Annotated in this window: 13 protein-coding genes and 1 pseudogene; 8 read left to right on the plus strand and 6 right to left on the minus strand. The window is 69.6% G+C overall.

The window, feature by feature from the left end:
- Nucleotides 1–133: 133 nt before the first annotated feature.
- Nucleotides 134–933, plus strand: a protein-coding gene (locus ACFPQ9_RS32010) for an IS5 family transposase (protein WP_380861335.1) whose coding sequence is annotated in 2 segments (ribosomal slippage) — nt 134–473 and nt 473–933 — 801 coding nt in all. Because the reading frame shifts where the segments join, the coding sequence is not laid out codon by codon here.
- Between the two features lie 136 nt (nt 934–1,069).
- Here the strand turns inward: ACFPQ9_RS32010 and ACFPQ9_RS32015 are convergent.
- The gene (locus tag ACFPQ9_RS32015; protein ID WP_380861284.1) at nt 1,070–2,638 is read right to left on the minus strand and encodes a DUF2079 domain-containing protein; all 1,569 of its coding nucleotides are present in this window, start codon (nt 2,636–2,638) and stop codon (nt 1,070–1,072) included.
- A gap of 94 nt (nt 2,639–2,732) precedes the next feature.
- Between ACFPQ9_RS32015 and ACFPQ9_RS32020 the strand changes: the two genes are divergently transcribed.
- The 3 genes from ACFPQ9_RS32020 (at nt 2,733) to ACFPQ9_RS32030 (ending at nt 6,186) form a co-directional block, all read left to right on the plus strand.
- Nucleotides 2,733–3,413 carry a response regulator transcription factor gene (locus tag ACFPQ9_RS32020; RefSeq protein WP_380861286.1) on the plus strand — a complete coding sequence of 227 codons (681 nt, stop codon included), beginning with the start codon at nt 2,733–2,735 and terminating at the stop codon, nt 3,411–3,413.
- Nucleotides 3,406–4,995 (plus strand): sensor histidine kinase, encoded by a 1,590-nt coding sequence (locus tag ACFPQ9_RS32025; protein ID WP_380861337.1) that lies wholly within the window; start codon nt 3,406–3,408, stop codon nt 4,993–4,995. The genes ACFPQ9_RS32020 and ACFPQ9_RS32025 overlap by 8 nt, the downstream gene beginning before the upstream one ends.
- Nucleotides 4,996–5,691: 696 nt before the next feature.
- Nucleotides 5,692–6,186, plus strand: a complete 495-nt coding sequence (locus ACFPQ9_RS32030; RefSeq protein ID WP_380861339.1) for an RICIN domain-containing protein — start codon at nt 5,692–5,694, stop codon at nt 6,184–6,186.
- Nucleotides 6,187–6,322: 136 nt separating this feature from the next.
- On the opposite strand, the pseudogene ACFPQ9_RS32035 reads toward ACFPQ9_RS32030, so the two are convergent.
- Nucleotides 6,323–6,668: pseudogene (locus ACFPQ9_RS32035) on the minus strand (PQQ-dependent sugar dehydrogenase); the annotation flags it as partial.
- Nucleotides 6,669–7,165: 497 nt separating this feature from the next.
- Between ACFPQ9_RS32035 and ACFPQ9_RS32040 the strand changes: the two are divergent.
- The 3 genes from ACFPQ9_RS32040 (at nt 7,166) to ACFPQ9_RS32050 (ending at nt 11,258) form a co-directional block, all read left to right on the plus strand.
- Nucleotides 7,166–8,722, plus strand: coding sequence for a streptophobe family protein (locus ACFPQ9_RS32040; RefSeq protein WP_380861288.1), 1,557 nt, complete (start codon nt 7,166–7,168; stop codon nt 8,720–8,722).
- Between the two features lie 209 nt (nt 8,723–8,931).
- A complete protein-coding gene (locus ACFPQ9_RS32045; RefSeq protein ID WP_380861341.1) occupies nt 8,932–9,636 on the plus strand; it encodes a response regulator transcription factor in 705 nt (234 codons plus the stop codon).
- Nucleotides 9,633–11,258, plus strand: a complete 1,626-nt coding sequence (locus ACFPQ9_RS32050; RefSeq protein WP_380861290.1) for a sensor histidine kinase — start codon at nt 9,633–9,635, stop codon at nt 11,256–11,258. Before ACFPQ9_RS32045 ends, ACFPQ9_RS32050 begins: the two co-directional genes overlap by 4 nt.
- Before the next feature lie 117 nt (nt 11,259–11,375).
- Here ACFPQ9_RS32050 and ACFPQ9_RS32055 read toward each other — a convergent pair whose 3' ends face one another.
- From ACFPQ9_RS32055 to ACFPQ9_RS32070, 4 genes are all read right to left on the minus strand, one after another.
- The gene (locus ACFPQ9_RS32055; protein ID WP_380861292.1) at nt 11,376–12,359 is read right to left on the minus strand and encodes a carbohydrate kinase family protein; all 984 of its coding nucleotides are present in this window, start codon (nt 12,357–12,359) and stop codon (nt 11,376–11,378) included.
- A 1-nt stretch (nt 12,360) separates the two neighbouring features.
- The gene (gene metK, locus ACFPQ9_RS32060) at nt 12,361–13,554 is read right to left on the minus strand and encodes a methionine adenosyltransferase (protein ID WP_380861294.1); all 1,194 of its coding nucleotides are present in this window, start codon (nt 13,552–13,554) and stop codon (nt 12,361–12,363) included.
- Between the two features lie 153 nt (nt 13,555–13,707).
- Nucleotides 13,708–14,100 carry a hypothetical protein gene (locus tag ACFPQ9_RS32065; protein WP_380861296.1) on the minus strand — a complete coding sequence of 131 codons (393 nt, stop codon included), beginning with the start codon at nt 14,098–14,100 and terminating at the stop codon, nt 13,708–13,710.
- Between the two features lie 5 nt (nt 14,101–14,105).
- Nucleotides 14,106–15,659, minus strand: coding sequence for an MFS transporter (locus ACFPQ9_RS32070; RefSeq protein WP_380861298.1), 1,554 nt, complete (start codon nt 15,657–15,659; stop codon nt 14,106–14,108).
- A 136-nt stretch (nt 15,660–15,795) separates the two neighbouring features.
- Between ACFPQ9_RS32070 and ACFPQ9_RS32075 the strand changes: the two genes are divergently transcribed.
- Nucleotides 15,796–16,251 (plus strand): anthrone oxygenase family protein, encoded by a 456-nt coding sequence (locus tag ACFPQ9_RS32075; RefSeq protein ID WP_380861300.1) that lies wholly within the window; start codon nt 15,796–15,798, stop codon nt 16,249–16,251.
- The last annotated feature ends 327 nt before the right edge of the window (nt 16,252–16,578 follow it).

Genomic DNA, 16,578 nt, shown 5'->3' on the forward strand with positions numbered 1-16,578 from the left:
GAGTGCCACTCGGTGAGGGGAGGGCGTCAATGGTGCGTCTTATCCGGGCTGACCGGAAATGAATGGAGACGTTGACGGGCTGCAACTTAGACGTCATCTCATTTGGCCGGGTAAGCTGCCGATCGTGGTGGGGATCGTTGAGCGGCTGGTGCCGGATGAGTTGTGGGAGTTGTTTCAGCGGGTGGTGCCGGAGGCGCCTTCGCGGCCCCAAGGAGGTGGCCGGCGTCGGCACGGCGACCGCGAAGTGCTAGCCGCGATCGTGTTCGTGGCCACGTCGGGCTGCACGTGGCAGCAGTTGCCGTCCGCCTCGTTCGGTCCGTCAGGAGCGACGGCTCACCGGCGCTTTGCCGAGTGGACGAAGGCCCGGGTGTGGGCCAAACTCCACCGCCTGGTCCTCGACGAGCTGGGCTCCCGCGGCGAGTTGGACTGGTCCCGGTGCGCGATCGACTCGGTGAACATGAGGGCGCTGAAAAGGGGGACCTGACAGGCCCGAATCCTGTAGATCGGGGCAAGTACGGCTCGAAGATCCACCTGATCACTGAGCAGACCGGTCTGCCCCTGTCCGTCGGAATCTCGGGGGCGAACCTGCACGACAGCCAGGCGCTGATCCCGCTGGTGCAGGGGATACCGCCGATCCGCTCACGGCGCGGACGCCGACGGCGCAGCCCGGCCAAGCTCCACGCCGACAAGGGATACGACTACGACCACCTGCGGCGATGGTTACGCGGACGCGGCATCAAGCACCGCATCGCCCGCAAAGGCATCGAGTCCTCGACCCGGCTGGGCCGCCACCGCTGGACCATAGAACGCACCATGTCCTGGCTCGCCGGATGCCGCAGACTGCACCGACGCTACGAGCGCAAAGCCGAGCACTTCCTAGGCTTCACCAGCATCGCCTGCACCCTCATCTGCTACCGCAGGCTCGCCAAATGAGATGACGTCTTAGCCGATGTGGCTGCCGAGACCCCCGCCGCGACGGTGGCGACAACGCCAACCGTGGAACGCATCTTGAACCGCCCCCCATGCGGCGCCCTTGTCCACCGCTGATCCGCACTTTCGCCGAAGCCGCTCACCTCGTCGCCCTCCGCGACTCCAAGGTCCCAGTCGGCTCGCAGCTCGGCCTCGCCCCGACCGCGTTCTGCGCCTCCGTCAAGTCGCGATGTGCCGCAGCGCTGTCCACGGCCATGGCTGACGGCAGCCACTGCGGGGAGGGGGCGGCTGCCAGCCGCCGCCAGACCACCAAGCCGTCACGCGCGTAGACCATGCGCCAGCCGCACGCCTCGGCGTCGCGCAGGGCGGCGGGAACTCCGCCCGGCGGCCAAGACTCGTGCGTGTCGGCGATCAGCCAGCCGAGGTCAGCGTGCCGGTCCAGTACGTCGTGGGTCGCCAGATGGACCGTGGCACGGTCGGTCAGGTGTGGCGCAAGGTGGTTGCTCGCGGCCACCCGCGCGTCGTCCGGAATCAGGGCGAGCGCCGTCCGGGTCGCCGACCGGCGGGGGCTGTCCTGCCAGAAGCCGGGGCTGGCAAGGTCCCTGAGCGGAAGTGCGGGCAGCAGGAGCAGGGCGACAAGCGCGGGGACGGCCAGTCCGCGGCGTACAATCCGGTCACCCGTGGCGACTTGCGCCTTCCCCCGCTCCGGCAATCGGCGCACCGCGTCGATCAGGGCGAGGAAGACGATCGGCATCAGGACCGCCGAGTAGTGATGGTCGGGGCCCCAGTAGGCGGAGTTGGGCGAGAGGAATCGCCAGGCCAGCGTGGGCACGGCCAGCAGCACGAGGGGACTGATCAAGGACAGTCCCCCGGACACGCCCAGCAGCAGGCCGAGGGTGGCTGCCTTGATGGCCCAGCCGTCCAGGGCCGTGAGCGGGTCTTCACCGAACGGGGCGTAGGCGTACGCACCGTCCGGCGCGTAGGCCGGGATCACCAGCAGGACGGCCAGCGCCGAGCCCACCGGCCCGAGCAAGCACAGCGCCGCCCCGGCCCGGCGGTGGTGCCGCCACAGCAGCAAACCGAGTACGAGCACCGTGGCGCCCAGGTCCTCCTTGACCAGGATCAGTCCGCCGGCCCACCAGGCGGCCGCTGCCCACCGCCCGTCCAGGTAGGCGGCCCCCGCCAGGGCCAGCAGCGGTACGGCGAAGGCGACCTCGTGGAAATCGAAGCCGATCAGCTTCTGCAGCCCCCACGAGAAGGCGTATGCCGCACCGAGTATCGCTCCCGCCACCGGGTGCGGGACATGACGGGCCGCGGCGCGCGAGACGGCGTACGCGGAGACCGCCACCAGGGCCGTCTGGACGACGAGAAGCAGTTCGGGGTGCGGGAAGAGCCGGTAGAGCGGCGCCAGCACCGCCAGGACGGGATGGAAATGGTCGGCGAACAGCGGGAACGCGTCGCCAGTGAAGCCGGCCGGAGCGCTCGCGGTGCGTATCTCGGAGGCTGGTAGGTCCCCGGCGGCGTACGAGCGTACGGCTTGTTCGAAGATGCCCAGATCGTAACCCGTGGTGCCGAACACGGCGTGTAGACGGAGCGCGAAGACGGTGTAGGCGGTGAAGACCACCGCGGCCACGAGCACGGGGGCACGGCGATCGTGGCGCAGGCGGGAGGGCGTGGTGTGCAGCGGCGGTGGCGCGGTCAGAAGCATGTGCGGAGACTGGCTGACCGGCGCTGAGAATCCGCTGAAGGAGGCTGAGGATTTCCTCAGGGCACCACGGCGCCGCCCGCCCATACTTGGGACCATGCGAATACTGGTGATCGAGGACGAGGTGCGACTCGCTCAGTCCCTGCGTAGAGGGCTGACCGCCGCCGGATACGCCGTCGATCTCGCGCACGACGGGGTGACCGGACTGCATCAGGCCCGCGAGCACCGCTACGGCGCAGTTCTGCTCGACATCCTGCTGCCCGGCCTCAATGGCTACCAGGTCTGCTCCCGGCTACGGGCCGAGAGCCACACCGTGCCGATCCTGATGCTGACCGCCAAGAACGGCGTGTACGACGAAGCGGAGGGGCTCGACTGCGGCGCCGACGACTATCTCGCCAAGCCGTTCTCGTACGTGGTCCTGGAGGCCCGGCTCCGTGCACTGCTGCGGCGCGGCGGGGCCCGGTCCGTCGCGCCGCAGCTGACCCGTGGCGACCTGTGGCTCGATCCGGCGCGGCGCAGGTGCGGGCGAGGGCGCGAGACGATCGCGCTGACGCCGAAGGAGTTCGGGGTGCTGTGGTGCCTCATGGAGCGCATGGACGAAGTGGTCACCAAGTACGACGTGCTGGACGAGGTGTGGTCGGCGGACTTCACCGGTGATCCGAACATCGTCCAGGTGTACGTGAGTGCAGTGCGGCGGAAGATCGACGCACCCTTCGGCCAGGACACCATCGAGACGGTGCGCGGCGGCTACCGGATCGCCGGTGACGGCCATGCGTGACCGGCACGGCTGGCTGCCGCCGCGCCCGGCATGGGCCGCAGCTGTCGCGGCCGCAGTGCCGGTAACGGCGGCGGCCGTCTGGCTGCAGTACCTCAGCGACAGGGCGGGGCCGGTTGCCCAGCGGCCGTCGGACCTTCTGGGCGGCCGGATCGGGCAGACGGAGTTCCTGCTCGATGCCGGGTACGCGCTCGGCGCAGTGTTCGTCGGGACCGTCTGCTGGCTCGCGAGTCGCGGAGAGCTCCTCGTCGCCCGGCTGCGCACCACCGGCGCCGCTACCGGCATGGCCCTCCTACTGCTCTTCACCAACACCCAGTGGCTGCACAGCTACAACGGCCCTGACGTATCCGCCCCCTGGGGCCTGACCATCGGCGCCCCGACCGCCGCCCTGCTCGTCGGGGCCGTCACGTGGGCGGCGCTCGGCCGCGGTGAACGCCGCCTCCCGCTGCGCGGACGCCTCGCCCTGACCGCGGGCTCCGCCGCTGCCTTGCTCCTGCTGCTCGTGATCTTCGCGCAGCACAAGGCGGAGTACATTCCCCTCATTCAGGACCTGAACTGGTTCTGGATCATGGCCACCACCGGGGTGCCGGTCACCGGGCTGCTGACCGGAGCCCTCACTCAGATCGCCGCCGGGCGCGCACTGCGGCCCGTCGAGGCGATACGCCGGCGCTTGGAAGAGATCACCGCCAGTGCACTCGACCAGCGCGTGCCGGTGCCGGATGCCGACCACGACGACGAGATCGCCCGGCTGGCCCGCACAACCAACGCCACGCTCGACCGTCTCGAACAATCCTCCGCGCTGCAAAGGCAGTTCGTCGCGGACGCCGCCCACGAACTGCGCAGCCCGCTCGCCGGGCTGCGCGCGCAGCTCGAATCCGCCTCACGCCGCCCGCAGGGCGTGGACTGGCCTTCGGTGGTCGCGGACGCCACCGCCGATGTCGTACGGCTTCAGGCGCTGGCCGACGACCTGCTGCTGCTCGCCCGGCTGGACGCCACCGATACAAGGGCCACCGGTGGCCCGGCGGCGGCCGCTGGGGTGGATCTCGCCGCCCTCGCCGAGGACCTGGTGCGCGAATACCGGCATCTGCCCTCCGCCGACAGCCTGGAGCTCACGCTGCGCCACAACGCCGCAACCGGCGACCACGCCGTGGTCCCATGCGACGCGCTCCAGATGGAACGCCTGCTGCGCAACCTTCTGGACAACGCCTGCCAGCACGCCGCCGCCGCGGTCACGCTGCGGCTCACGACCGACGACGCCACTGACACGGTGGTGATCGACATATCGGACGACGGCCCAGGCATCCCACCCGGCGAGCGAGATCGCGTGTTCGAGCGATTCGTCCGCCTCGACGACGCCCGCGGCCGAGCCACCGGCGGCACCGGCCTCGGCCTGCCCATCGCCCGCGAGATCGCGCTGCGCCACGGCGGCACCATCACCATCACCGACTGCTCGCCGGGCGTGACGCTGCGGACCCGGCTGCCCCGAACCCAGGTGCCGAGGGCCACCGGACAGGGGTCGGGCCCAGAGTCCCCTCGTCGGCTGCCGACCGAACTGGAGGCGCTGAACCCACAATCGCAGGGATAGGTGGCGCCGCCGCGGTACCGGGGAGTCGTCGTCGGGCAGGAAGACGTAACAGCCAAGGGCCACGGTGAGCACTGTGGCTCCGGTACCGATGGCCTTGAGCGGGGCCGCGGGGCTGGCGCCCCCGGTTATGGCCGGCGCGGTGCCGGCCATTGTCGCGCCCGCCGCCTTGCCGCCGTACGACGCTCCCGCCCAGAGCAGTACTCCGGCGGGGAGCACGACACTCAGGGAGCTGTTGAGTTCGCGTATCCGGCAGTCTGCGCGGCGACATCGGGGGTAGTCGTCGAGGTGCCGTCTCAGGGTTTGCGGCTGGCGACGGCTTCTGTCGTGACGGATCGCTGCCGCCAGCTGGGCCGTGAAGAACCGGCACTCCTCGGACGCCTTCGCATCGATCGCGTACTCGGCCAGGTATGCCTCGCGCAGCCCTTCCCGCGTCCGGAGTGATGGGAATGGAGAGCATGTAGTTGCACAGGATCCAGATGGCGCGCCCGGCGTCCTGACCCGCCGGGCGAGACTCCGGCATCGCGCGCGGACATGAGCCCGGACGCTAGGCGAGTGAGCGATCCACCGCGTCCGGTGCGAGGGTTTCCTCGATCACCAGGACCGCGGCTCCGATGACCCCGACCTTCTCGCCCAGCTTGGAGACCCGGATCTCGAGGTTGGCGGTTCCCAGCGGCAGCGAACGCCTGTAAACGCGACCTGGACGCCCTCGCCTTCAACGGTGCCGGCGTCGGCGCCCCGGCCGGCGGCGGCCCGCAGAAGGGAGGCATCTACACCCTGACCGCGATGCACAGTGACAAGGTCGCCGACGTCGCCGAGCTGTCCTCCGCCGACGGGGCCAACGTCATCCAGTGGCCCGCCAACACCGGTGCCAACCATCGGTGGAAGCTGACCGACGCCGACAACGGCGCGTTCACCCTGACCGCCCAGCACAGCAACAAGTGCCTGGACGTCGCCGGCGCTTCCACATCGGACAACGCGCTCATCCACCAGTGGACGTGCAACACCGATGCGAACAACCAGGAGTGGAAGTTCGAATCCACCGCCACGGCGGGCGTCTACCGCATCGTCTCGGTCAACAGCAACACGTGCCTGGACGTTCCCGGCGCCTCCACCGCCGACAACGTCCAGCTGATCCAGTACGCCTGCCACACCCGAACCAACCAGCAATGGAAGCTGACCAAGGTCGGCTGATCGAGCGCGACATCCGTGCCGTCCCCTAGCTGAACTCCGGCCGGGGCACTCCGCAGCTCCGGCCGGTTCGGCGTGTGTCGAGTTCCCGTGGCAGCCACCCCACTGGGATCGCCTGACCTTCCGGCGAGGCAAGATTGTCGTCGGCGCTGCCCGAGCTGGGAGCCGCAACGTCTGGGGTGGTGAGCTTGGGCGCGTAGTAGAGGTAGATCGCCCGGTTGTTCTTGAAGTCCGGGTCGACGCCGACGCCTTGGAGCCCTCCTCGTCGTGGCTGTGCACGGGGATCTTCCCAGCGACGCTCGTCGACCCCGCCTGGTCGGTGCCGAACAGGGTGCCGTCGCACATGAGGTGTACAGGACGCTCCGGTCCAGCAGGACGGCCATGGAGACGGGCTCGCCGACCTCATCCACTCCTTTGGCCACGAGGATCAGCAACTCGGCGCGACGCGCCGCGGCAACAGGCCGCTCGGACTCGCCCAACTCCATGCCCCCGCCTGCCGTTTCGGCGATCCGCAGGGGCACCTCGACCGGCATCGGCCAACGGAATTCCACCCGTGCCTTCCGAGCCCCGGTCGCGATCGCTGCCCCGACAAGGCGAATACCGTCGTCGCGATCAACGAATCGGACTCCCAGGCTCAGACGGACGTGTTCAGCTCCACCAACCTGGACGCCGACCAGTGGTTGGGCATGTCCAAGGACGCCGGCTTCGAGCGCTTGGCAGAGCGGGATGGGCGACGTCTTCGAGGCGTTCACCGACTCGGCCGTGGGGTTCTGGGAACTTTCTGAGAAGGGGGCTGGCGCCTCGGTCGGGTGCAGGCCGTGACCTGCACTGCTCTCCCAGCGACTCTCAGAAATCTCCCAGAACCTCTCGGGAAGGTCGTACCGGCAACCGCCAGTGTGTGCGGGTCCCATGGCACGCGGCGCCGTAGTCTCCCCCGTTCGGCGCCGCGTGCTCCCCGTGAGCGAAGCGGAGTGTTTCCCACATGGTTGCCATCACGCCCCGACGCGAGACCAGGCCCGGTTCCGGTCCGCAGCCGGGCACCAATCCGAGGCCCCAACGCCGAACCGTGCCGGTGCAACTGATCGGCCCGTGGCAGAACGCTCTGGAAGGGGCGGCAGCCGCGCTGTGCGCGGTGGTCGCCATGGCGGCTGTGTCCGCGCTGGCGCTGGCCCTGCTCGACGCGGGGTCCGTCGGGTCGTTGTGGTCGTTGACGATGGCTCTGACGGCCATGGCCGTCGGCGGCTCGGTCAGCGCGGGATCCGATGTCTCCGAAGACACCGGGTCGATGGGTGGGCTGGCCTCCCTGTTCGGCAGCGGTGGCGTCGGCATGGGGCCCTCGATGAGTGGCGCGGCCGATGCCGTTCCGCTCGGAGTTACGCTGGTCGGCGCCGTCGTTCTGTGGATCACTTTCTCCCGGCGGCTGCGCCAGGGGCAGCAGCGGCGGTTCACCGGCGGTGAACTGGCCGTTCGGGCGGCCGGAGCGGGAAGCGCGGCGGTGGTCACCTTCTTGGTTGTGGCCGGCCTCGCACGTGGATCGGCCAGCATGCCCGCGTCGGTGATGCCCGGGATGGGAGGAAGCGGCGATGCCCAGTCCGCTGGGGGCTTCGGCGGCGGGAGCGGTGTTCTGGGTGATCTCCTCGGCGGCGGCAATGGCGGCGGACTGGGGGGGCTCATGGGCGGCGGCCGTATTGAGGCCCAGCCGACGATGGCGTACCACGTGAGCGCGGGATCGGCAGGCCTTGGCGCGGTGCTGTGGGTGGCCGTCGTGATCGGCGTGGGATGCCTGATCAGCCGCCGCGTGCGGCTGCCTCTGGGCGGTGCGTTGGACGGGTTGCGCACCGCCTGGGGACCCAGTCTCTCGGCCTTCGTCCGAACGATCCTCGTCCTGGTGGCCGTACCGCTGATGTCCCTGGCTCTGATTGGTGCGGTGGTCGGGGGCCGGGCCCGTTCGGCGGCGGGTGCCGTACTGTTGCTCGCCCCGAATGCCCTGGCGGTTCTTCTGACTCTGGGCGTCGGTTCCTCGTGGACTGCCGAGGTGCATCCGGTGCAGAGCGATGGCAGCAGCAACCCGCTCGCCGCGATCATGGGCGGCATGGGTGCGGGTGGAATGGGGGGCGGCCGGCAGCCCGACCGCACGGAACACCTGAGGTCCCTGTCGGTGGGCGGATGGCCGCTGTGGCTCGCGGCCCTCGCGGTGACCGGCCTGATCCTGCTCACCTGCGCCTACCGAGCAGCCCGGGCCACGCACCCCAGCCACAAGCTCCTGCTGCGCCCGTTCAGGGGGCCGCTGTCCGGGCACCTCGGTATGGCCGGGCGGTTCGGGGTCGTCACGGCCGTCCTCCTGGGTGTAGCGGCCGGGCTGGTGGGGGCGTCGGGGCATTTCGGCGTCAGCATGTTCGGCAGTGAGATGGGGGGAATGCAGGCTGAGTTGAGCGGAAGTGTGCTGCGGACGGTGATGCTCGGGCTCCTTGTCGGCGGACTGGCCGGGTTCGCCGGAAGCCTGCTGTCCGCGCTGCGCGGTGGCCGTGGGTCTCGCTGACATCGGGCTTTACGCGGTCAAGACAGCCCATTCTCGTATCCTGCCCGGCAGATTCCCAGTCGCCGCCGTCTGCGCGCCTTCTGCCCAGTCCCCTTACCTGGAGGGGTAGGGAGCCCATTACCTGTCGCCCGGAGGCCCCTTTGACGCCTGTCGACCGCTCGGCCCTCCCTGGCACCGGCGTCGGGAGCGATCCCGGCGCGGCGGCCGCCATGGGTGTGAACCTGCTTGTCGTGGATGACGAGCCCACAGTGCGGGAACTGCTGTGCGCGGCGCTGCGGCACGCCGGCTTCACCGTCGCCGCGGCCGGGACGGGCCAGGAGGCACTGGACCGTGCACGGGAGGTCTCACCGGATCTGGTGCTGCTGGACGTGATGCTTCCCGACCTGGACGGCTTCGAGGTGATCCGCCGATTGCGCGACCAGCACCGGCCCGCGTCGACGCCCCGTAGCGATCACATCCCGGTCGTGTTCCTCACAGCCCGCGACGCCACCCACGACAAGATCGAGGGCCTGGTCCTGGGTGGCGACGACTACGTGACCAAGCCGTTCGACCTACAGGAACTGATTGCCCGCATCCGTGCCGTGCTGCGCCGCACCAGCGGCGACCCCACCGCACTGCTGCGCGTGGCCGACCTCGAACTCGACCACGACGGCGTCCAGGCGGCCCGTGCGGGGGAGCCGCTGCGTCTGTCGCCCACCGAGTTCCGGCTGCTGCACTACCTGATGACCAATGCCGGGCGCACGGTCTCGAAGGCGCAGATCCTGCAGCGGGTGTGGGACTACGACTTCAACGGCGACACCGGCATCGTCGACACCTACATCAGCTACCTGCGCCGCAAGATCGACAACGGTGGCCCGAAGCTCATCCACACCGTGCACGGCGTGGGCTACGTGCTGCGCGGGCCGAAGTGGTGACCCGGCCCCGTCGAGTCCGTGCGCTGTGGGCGCGCGCCTCCCTGCGCAGCCGGGTGCTGCTGTTGGCCGTCGCCCTGCTGGCGGCCGGGTTCACGGCGTTCGCTCTGGTCACCGGTAACGCCCTGCGCGGCTATATGGAGGACCGCGTCGACTCGCAACTCCACGCCACCTCCCAGTTGTTCGCCGTGCTGCCCCCGAGGGTGGCTGAGACCGGGGCCCAGCGGAAGCCGCCCGCCGGACTAGCTGACTTCAGCACGGACGTCCTCGGCAATCCCGTCATCACGTACGTCGCGAAGGACGGCACCGTCGAGAACAGCATCGACTCCCTCGCAGGAGCCAACCGGTCGAGCAACGCGCGGGGCCCGGCCCTTCCCCGGCTGGACACGGCAGCGGTCGCCGCTCACAGTGGCCGTCCGTTCACCGTCGACAGCACGAAGGGCGACGTACACTGGCGGGTGATCGCAGTGCCCAGGGTGGCGCGTGCCGCACTGCTGGGGACCAAGGTGACGACAACGGCCGATTCCGGCAGTGTGGTCGTGGCGACGTCGATGGAGCAAGTCGACGGCACGGTGAGCCGCATGTGGCAGAACTACCGGACCACCGGCCTCGGTCTGCTCGCGGTCCTGGCCGTGGTCTGTTGGTTCGCGGTTCGGTCCGGGCTGCGTCCGCTGTCCCGCATCGAGCAGACCGCCGCCGAGATCGCGGCCGGCGACCTCTCCCGCAGGGTGCCTGAACTGGCAGGTTCCAACACGGAGTTGGGCCGTCTTGCCGCTGCACTGAACGGCATGCTCGGGCAGTTGGAGACCGCGTTCGCCGGCCGCGCCGAGTCCGAGACGCGGATGAGCCGGTTCGTCGCCGACGCCAGCCACGAGTTGCGCACCCCGCTCGCCGGAATCAAGGGCCTGACCGACCTTCACCGCATGGGTGCCCTCGCCGAACGGGAGGACATCGACGCCACGATGGCCCGCATCGCCGGCGAGTCCGAACGCCTCACCCGCCTCGTCGAGGACATGCTCCAACTGGCTCGCCTCGACGAACACGCCCTCAAAGCCACGGGACAGCCCACGACGCGCCGTGTGCAGGACTCTCCGCGAGGCCTCGACCTCGCCCCCGCCGACCTGCGCACTCTCGCCGCGGACGCCCTACACGACGTACGCGCCCTCGACCCGGGCCGGACCGTCACCCTCACGGGCCCGGCCGATGACGGCCCACCCGCCTCCGCGCCGGCCTTCGCCGACGAGGCCCGATTGCGCCAGGTTGTCACCAACCTGGTCGGCAACGCAGTCACCCACACACCACCCAGCACACCCATCCGCATCGGCGTGGGCACGGCTGGCGACCACTCCGTCCTGGAAGTCGCCGACCAGGGGCCAGGTCTCACCCCCGACCAGAGCAGCCGCATCTTCGAACGCTTCTACCGCGCAGACGCCTCCCGTAACCGTGCCACCGGGGGCGCCGGCCTCGGCCTGTCCATCGTCCACTCTCTGGTCACCGCCCACGGCGGGCAGGTCGAGGTCGACTCGGCCCCGGGTCAAGGCGCCACCTTCCGGATCCTCCTGCCTCGGTTCACCGACCAGCAGACGCCGGCAATCCCGCCGGAACCAGCAGCTCTCCGGGACTGAAGGCGGCTACCGCGACAGCTACGTGTGCCAGCTGCGATGCGATCAACGAGCGGGCGTACCCGGAAGGACGCGGGCGGCCTTGCTCACGTCGGCCGTATGAAGCCACCGGTCACTGGCCTACGCAGTCGAGTTCGGTACCTGTCGGCGTATGACCGATGCTTCGTCGCTGATGGATCTGGTTCCACGTGACCTGTCCGATTGACCCACCACCGTGTATGTCTGCGTGCCGACAGCAGTGAGGGCCAGGGCGGCCAGGGCGGAGCCCGCTCGGGCGCATCGAACCGGATCCGAGTCCGCGGCGAGAGCCGACAGGTAGCCGGCGCGAAACGCGTCACCGACTCCCGTGGGGTCGACCGCCGTGATTGCAGGCACGGCCGGCACCTCGACCGGTGGTATCCCGGCCCGCTCGATGCGGCTGCCCTTCTCGGCGAGGGTGGTCACCCAAGTGGAGACCTGCGCCAGCACGTCGGACGGTCTCCATCCGGTCTTCGCCAGGAGGAGCCCGCGCTCGTACTCGTTGGTGAACAAGTGGTCGGCCCCGGTGACGAGTTCCCGGATCTGCGCACCGTCGAGCCGGGCGAGTTGCTGGGAAGGGTCGGCGATGAAGGGCGCCCCCATCGTGCGACAGGCTCGCGTGTGGCGCGCCATTGCCTCTGGGGCATCGGCCCCGACGAGCACGAGATCGGCGCCGCCCTTCTGCTTCAGCACGGCGGCGAGTTCGATGGCGGGTGCCTCGGTCATCGCGCCCGGGTAGAAGGAGGCGAGTTGGTTGCCGTCCGTGTCCGTGGTGCACAGGAAGCGGGCGGTATGGCGGGTGGTGGAGACGTGGACCGCGGAGACGTCCACGCCGAGCGCGGCCAGCCGGGCACCGTACGCCTCGAAGTCGGTTCCCACCGAGGCGATCAGGAGTGGCCGGTGACCGAGCAGGGCCAGCCCGTAGGCGATGTTTGCCGCGACCCCACCGTCGCGGACCTCCAGGGTGTCGACCAGGAACGACAGGGAGAGATGGTCCAGGCGGTCGGCCAGGAACTGGTCGGCGAAGCGTCCGGGAAAGGTCATGAGGTGGTCCGTGGCGACCGAACCGGTGACGGCGATACGCATGTCAGGCTCCGGTCGCGGTACGGAGAGCGGCTGCCCGGTCGGTGCGCTCCCAGGTGAAGTCGGGCAGTTCGCGACCGAAGTGACCGTAAGCGGATGTCTGGGTGTACAGGGGGCGGAGCAGGTCGAGGTCGCGGATGATCGCGGCGGGACGGAGGTCGAAGACGGTGCCGATGGCCTTCTCGACCGCGGTGGGAGAGACGGTGGCGGTGCCGAACGTCTCCACGAACAGACCGACTGGCTCTGCCCTGCCGATGGCGTAGGCGACCTGGACCTCGCAGCGGGAGGCCAGGCCCGCTGCGACGACGTTCTTGGCGACCCAGCGCATGGCGTAAGCGGCTGAGCGGTCGACCTTGGACGGGTCCTTGCCGGAGAAGGCTCCGCCGCCGTGGCGGGCCATGCCGCCGTACGTGTCGATGATGATCTTTCGGCCGGTCAGACCCGCGTCACCCATCGGACCGCCGATGTGGAACCGGCCGGTCGGGTTGACCAGCAACCGGCAGCCGTCGGTGATGAGTTCCATGCCGTCGTCGGCCAGTCGCGCGAGTTCGTGATCGACGACGTGTCGGCGGACGTCCGGCACCAGTAGATCCTCCAGGTCGATGTCCGCCGCGTGCTGGGCGGACACCACTACGGTGTCGAGGCGGACTCGGCGGCCGCCCAGGTACTCGACGGTCACCTGCGTCTTTCCATCGGGACGCAGGTACGGCATGCTGCCGGTCTTACGGACCTGCGCCAGCCGGTACGCGAGCCGGTGCGCCAACTGGATGGGCAGAGGCATCAGTTGCGGCGTCTCGTCGCAGGCATAGCCGAACATCAGGCCCTGGTCGCCCGCACCCTGTGCGGCCGGCCGATCGGCTTCCTTTCCGGTTGTGCCTACGCCGCGCGCGATGTCGGGCGACTGGGCGCCGATGGAGACAGAGACGCCGCAGGAGGAGCCGTCGAAGCCCTTCGTGGACGAGTCATAGCCGATGTCGAGCACCGCGTCGCGGACCAGGCCGGGGATGTCCGTGTACGCCTTGGTGGTCACCTCGCCGGCCACGTGTACCTGGCCGGTGGTGATCAGCGTCTCCACGGCGACCCGCGACAGCGGGTCCTCCTTGAGCAGGGCGTCGAGGATGGTATCGCTGATCCGGTCGGCCATTTTGTCGGGGTGACCCTCGGTCACGGACTCTGAGGTGAACAGGTTGCGGGACATGTCACTCCCTCGAGTGGCAGCGAATGCTGAAGGTCTGCACTGGGGCAGCGGTGGGGGCGCGGGCGCTGGGGCCAGACGTCAGGCCCTGTCCTCGAACTCCCGCCGTAGGCTGCGCGTCGGCGCGTGCGATCGCTCACGCCGAACCGGGTGGTTTCAACAGTCGAGAGCCAGCGCCGCCCGCCCCGCCTCGGCGGGATCGGTCCCCGGAGCCAGCACCAGCAGCCAGCGCGGAGAGCACTGGACGGCCGTCGCGATGGGGTCGGAGGTGGCGGGGTTTGCCGCTGTCCTGGGAAGCAGGACGAGAACGCCGTCCAACTTCTCGCGGGCACCCCCTTCCGCAGCGAGTCGGTTCCAGCGGCCCGGTGGGTGCAGGGCCACGGTCGCGCCGTGGGCGCCGAGCTTCGCCGCGATGGCACGGGCCGAGCCGCCTTGTCCGAGGACGGCAATGCGCCGACCGGCCAGCGACGTGGACTCGGCGGGGGTCGGCAGGGGCGGCGGGAGGACGGGGACGGGTACGGCCGGAACGACGACATGGGGTTTCCGCATGGGTGTTACCTCCGGAGTTCGTCGGTGGTTGACGTCGGGACGGGACTTCCGGGCGGTGTGTTGCCAGCGGGATGTTTCGGAGGATCTGGCCGGGTCTCGGCCCCGGGCCCGACGGCATCCCCGCGTGGCTGGGCCTTGGCGTCGACGGCGAATCCCACACCGACCGCGCCCACGGCCAGGAGGGCCGCGACCCAGCCCGACGCCACCGCGAACCCGTGCACTGTGGCGGCCCGTTCGACGGACGCGCCTGGATCCACCTCTGCGCCGCCGCCGTGAGCACTCTCGTACCGCTGTGTGGTGCGGCTTGCGAGAGTGTTCAGCAGCGCGACGCCGATCGATCCGCCGATTTGCTGTGCTGTGGTGAAGGTGGCCGAGGCGATTCCCGTCTCCCGGGGGTCGACGCCCAGCGTCGAGCTGCCGATCGCCGCCATGAACGTAGTGCCGGCGCCAAGCCCCACCATGAGCTCCGCCGGCAGTACGTGCGTCAGATACGCGGGCTCCGTACCGAGCCCCGTGAGCAACAGCATCCCGCCCGCCGCCAGCAGCATTCCCGGCAGGATCAGCCCGCGCGGTGGCACCCGGTGGCTGAGCCCGGCGGAGATGCGGGCCGCTCCGACGATGATGCCGGCGGCCGTCGGCAGGAAGGCCAGGCCGGTCTTGAGCGGGGAGTAGCCAAGGACGGTCTGCAGGTAGTAGGTAACGGACAGGAACAGGGCGAACAGCCCCATGGTGACCAGCGCGATCGTGACGTACGAACCGGTGCGCACCCGGCTGCGCACGATGCGCGGCGGCAGCAGCGGTGTGCGGATGCGGGTCTGCCGCCGGGCGAAGCAACCCAGCAGGACGGCGCCTGCGACCAACAAGCCCAGCACCGCGGCGTCCCCCCAGCCGCGCGAGGTCGCCTCGCCGAAACCCGCCGTAGTGGCGACGAGGCCGGTGCCGACCAGCAGCGCGCTCGGCAGGTCCAGGCGGCTATCGGGGTGCCCCCGCCGGTCGCGCAGCACGATCAGCGCACCGGCCACGGCGAGAGCCCCGGGCGGCACGTTGGCGTACAGACACCACCGCCAGTTCAGGTACTCGGTGAGCAGACCGCCGGCAATGAGGCCGACCACCGAGCCCGCGCCGGCGATCGCGCCGAACACGCCGTACGCCTTGGCTCGTTCCCCGGGATCGCGAAAGGTCGTCGACAGCAGTGCGAGCGCGGACGGCGCGAGCAGCGCGGCGAACACTCCCTGCAGCGCGCGCGCCGCGAACAGCAGCCCTGCCGTGGGGGCCGCGCCGCCCAGGACCGAGGCGACCACGAAGCCGACGAGACCGATGACGAAGGTCCGCCTGTACCCGACACGATCGGCGACCTGGCCGCTGAGGAGCAACAGCCCGCCGAACGCCAGCGTGTAGGCGGTGATGACCCACTGCCGGCTGCCATCGCTCATGTTCAGGCCGTCCTGGGCGTGAGGGAGGGCGATGCTCATGATCGTTGCGTCGAGCACCACCAACAGCTGGCCGAGGCCGATGACGGCCAGTGCCCACCAGCGTCGCGGTTCGGGTGCGGCAGTCATGCGCTCACTGTCGGGCGACGCGTTGGGGCCCGGCTGGTATCCACGGCACCATCGGGCGCCAGGCGGCTCCGAGTAATCGTCCAAGGCGTTGCGTTCGACTCTCCGGTCAAAGGCCCGTGATGACAGGAGGTTTGCGGTGACCGAGACGGTGATGGTGCTGTCGATCGTGGTGAGCGGGATGTCCTTGGGCGGTCTGCTGGTCGGCCTCATAGTGATCGAACCCGTGCTGGGCAGCCTGAAGGTCGATCACTACCGACTGATGAACACCCTGCTCGCCCACCGGATGGACAAGCTGATGCCGGCCCTGGTGGGGCTCGCGGCGTTGGGCAATGCGGCCCTGACGGTCCTCGAGGACCGTTTGGCGGCGCGGGTGCTGTACGGACTCGCGACGGCGTTGTTCGTCGGGATCGCTGTCGTTTCCCGGCTCGCGGCACGGCCCTTGTACACATGGGTGGAGACCATCGACGCAACCGACCCGCCGCCGGAGTGGGAGGACGTACGGCTGCGATGGCGCGCTGTCCACCAGGTGCGCGTCGGGCTCGGCGCCGGTGCTGTGGCGCTCGGTGCGGTGGCAGGAGCACTCACGCTCTGAGAGGTCGTCTTCACCTGGTTTGTGTCGCATCATGTGTCACAGAAATGTATTCGTCCCTCGTAAGTGTCGAGCTTGCGCGCGGTCCGGAGGGGACAATCGCCAATGTGGGCACGTTTTGGAGTGAGACAGGCTTCGAGGAATGAGACAGGCAATCCGGACGCCCGATAAGTCTCGCCAGGCGCGATGGTGCGCCAGCGCCTCAGAGTACGGCTCCCAACACTGCCGCGAGTTGGGATGAAACGAACTCCACAGGTGGAAACGACCTCTGAGAGGTCGTTTTCATCTGTAGTGCGGTTTTATCTCTAGTTTTGCGCCCACTGGTGATCT

The sequence above is a fragment of the Streptomyces coerulescens genome (genome assembly GCF_042657965.1).
Classification (GTDB): domain Bacteria; phylum Actinomycetota; class Actinomycetes; order Streptomycetales; family Streptomycetaceae; genus Streptomyces; species Streptomyces coerulescens.

Excerpts from the sequence above, each read along its gene's own strand:
- ACFPQ9_RS32025 (WP_380861337.1), top strand. The coding sequence starts at position 3,406 with ATGCGTGACCGGCACGGCTGGCTGCCGCCGCGCCCGGCATGGGCCGCA.
- metK (WP_380861294.1), bottom strand. The coding sequence starts at position 13,554 with ATGTCCCGCAACCTGTTCACCTCAGAGTCCGTGACCGAGGGTCACCCC.
- ACFPQ9_RS32020 (WP_380861286.1), top strand. The coding sequence starts at position 2,733 with ATGCGAATACTGGTGATCGAGGACGAGGTGCGACTCGCTCAGTCCCTG.
- ACFPQ9_RS32045 (WP_380861341.1), top strand. The coding sequence starts at position 8,932 with ATGGGTGTGAACCTGCTTGTCGTGGATGACGAGCCCACAGTGCGGGAA.
- ACFPQ9_RS32055 (WP_380861292.1), bottom strand. The coding sequence starts at position 12,359 with ATGCGTATCGCCGTCACCGGTTCGGTCGCCACGGACCACCTCATGACC.
- ACFPQ9_RS32040 (WP_380861288.1), top strand. The coding sequence starts at position 7,166 with ATGGTTGCCATCACGCCCCGACGCGAGACCAGGCCCGGTTCCGGTCCG.
- ACFPQ9_RS32015 (WP_380861284.1), bottom strand. The coding sequence starts at position 2,638 with ATGCTTCTGACCGCGCCACCGCCGCTGCACACCACGCCCTCCCGCCTG.
- ACFPQ9_RS32070 (WP_380861298.1), bottom strand. The coding sequence starts at position 15,659 with ATGACTGCCGCACCCGAACCGCGACGCTGGTGGGCACTGGCCGTCATC.
- ACFPQ9_RS32065 (WP_380861296.1), bottom strand. The coding sequence starts at position 14,100 with ATGCGGAAACCCCATGTCGTCGTTCCGGCCGTACCCGTCCCCGTCCTC.